The organism is Methylobacterium sp. Leaf100 (assembly GCF_001422845.1).
In the GTDB taxonomy this organism is placed as follows: domain Bacteria; phylum Pseudomonadota; class Alphaproteobacteria; order Rhizobiales; family Beijerinckiaceae; genus Methylobacterium.
This window is the reverse complement of the sequence record NZ_LMMW01000053.1, coordinates 1-2213: the sequence shown is the minus strand read 5'-3', so window position 1 is coordinate 2213 and position 2213 is coordinate 1. Positions and strand designations below refer to the sequence as shown.

Genomic DNA, 2213 nt, shown 5'->3' with positions numbered 1-2213 from the left:
ATCGCGGCTGCACAGGTCTGTCCAATCCGCTTCCAGGGGCAATGGGAGGATTTTGAGACGGGACTCAGCTATAATCGCTTCAGGCATTATGATGGGCTGGTTGCCCATTACACCTCGCCTGACCCGATCGGCATAAAAGGCGGATTTCGTACTCACGATTACACCGTAACACCAACAATAATGATAGACCCGTTGGGGTTAGCTGGCGATCGACCGCCAAATTTATCTCCCCCGGGAGCGGGCCGCAGAGGAGCTTTCCCTGCAGCTAAAAGGGGTTCGGGCATAGCAGTATGCTGTCAACCAGACAGTGTTAGTCCAAATCTTGACAAGATAGGAAATAAGCAGCCCGGTAGAGAGTATAAATTTAGAGAAAAGTCAATTCGTGAAGACCCACCGCATAATTACCCAGAGAATCCATCCCAAAATCGCGGAAGACATTTCAACTACCCGGCAGTAAATCACTATGACTACTTATAAACCTTACGAAGTTACTAGTAACGTTTTTATGGAAAACGAGGTGTATAATTTGCGATGCGGTAAGATGATATCCTTAGACCTGGCAGCTGCAATGATTTCCATTCCAGGTCAAAATCGCTTTTCTGGCAAGATAGCAGCACGAAAGCGATTACATAGCGATGTTATGAAAAACATTGATGATTATACTTTTCGTGTCCTCGCTATTAAGAAATATGAAAAGCCAGTAAGCCGGTTGGTGCATTTCAGAAAACTATAGAATTATATCGAATTTAGGAACATTAAACTACCAAAATGCTCAAAATCAGAGGAGGTTATCCTTGATATAGATGGACATATTAGCTTTCAGGGGAGTTTTACTGTGCTAGATGAAAGCCTTGAAGAAGTTGTTCGCTTTATGGACTCTGTAGATTCTTATGTGATATTTAGTCCCGCGAAATCAAATATAATACATGATATATGCCATATCGCCTGTAGTAAGAAGCTTCATTTATTTCCTATTAATATCTTAAATGAAATATATTCAAGTAATTCTATAATATTAGCACTATTTGGCAGATTTGACGATCAGTAATCCGGCTGTATAGCAATGTTAAAACATAGCATAATTTCAACGCTAACAACGATTTAGATTTAAGACACTGCACCCTTGAGGACTCCGAATCGGACGAGGAGCACTTACGTTCCTGGCAGCTCGCTGCCGGCGGCCGGGTGGAGCGGGCGCGCGGCCCGCACGGCGAGACGGTGCACGTGAGCTACGGCGCATGTCGCCGGGTGGTGGAGCGTCGAGTCGAGCGGTCCGGGTTCCGACCGCGCGTGTGGCGCTATGCCTGTGACGCGCAGAACCGTCTGGTGGCGTGCGAGACGCCATCGGGCGCGTGCTGGGCGTATGGCTACGACGCGTTCGGGCGGCGGGTAAGCAAGCAGCGTTTGCTGTCGGAGGGCGAGGAGGCCTGGGTTCGGGGACGGTTCCCGAGCCTGGTGCGGAGCGTCGCGGCGGGTGGGCGCAGCGCGCTCGATGTGTGGGCCAAGCGTCCACCGGGTGCGGAGGAGCTCGACCCGCGCCCGCCGGTGGTGGGCACCTGGTACCTGTGGGACGGGGATGTGGTGGCGGAAGAAGCGCCGCTGCGGCTCGACGGGTCGGTCGGGTGGGATGGGGCTACGCGCTGGCACTACGAACCGGGCGGGTTCGTGCCGCTCGCCAAGGAGGGGCCGGACAGCGCGCTCTGCTACATCGTGACGGATCATCTCGGCACGCCGCGCGAGCTGTTGGGAGAGGGCGGCGATCTCCTCTGGGCCGCCGAGTACCGGACTTGGGGCGCCGTGCGCAGGCTGTGGGTGGCGCAGGCCGACAACGACAACGCGACGGCAGGACGTGGCTGGTTGCCTTCCTCCTCCGGCAACGGGCCGCCTTTAGGCGGGCGCAGCTTCGGCAGCTTGGCGCTCAAGGACGATCCGGAGGCGATCGACGCGCTGCAGATCTGCCCGATCCGGTTCCAGGGGGCAGTGGGAGGACCCCGAGACGGAGCTTTGTTACACCCGGTTCAGACACTATGACCCGCTCATAGGGCAATACATTAGTCCAGATCCCATCGGTTGAGGGGGCGGTACCAAACCTCAGGGATACGTTGAGCAACCAACTAGAGGCTGTTATGGACCTATGACGGCTGGATTCCAGATGAAGGGGCATGACCTCTTCACGCAAAGCCTACCCGTCCGACGTCTCCGATGACGAATGG

Annotated in this window: 2 protein-coding genes; both read left to right on the top strand. The window is 54.3% G+C overall.

The window, feature by feature from the left end; all coding sequences use genetic code 11:
• A partial coding sequence (locus ASF25_RS22225) for an RHS repeat-associated core domain-containing protein (protein ID WP_162239277.1) occupies positions 1 to 477 on the top strand: 477 nt, incomplete at its 5' end.
• A 747-nt stretch (positions 478 to 1224) separates the two neighbouring features.
• Positions 1225 to 2031, top strand: coding sequence for an RHS domain-containing protein (locus ASF25_RS17490; protein ID WP_162239276.1), 807 nt, complete (start codon positions 1225 to 1227; stop codon positions 2029 to 2031).
• The last annotated feature ends 182 nt before the right edge of the window (positions 2032 to 2213 follow it).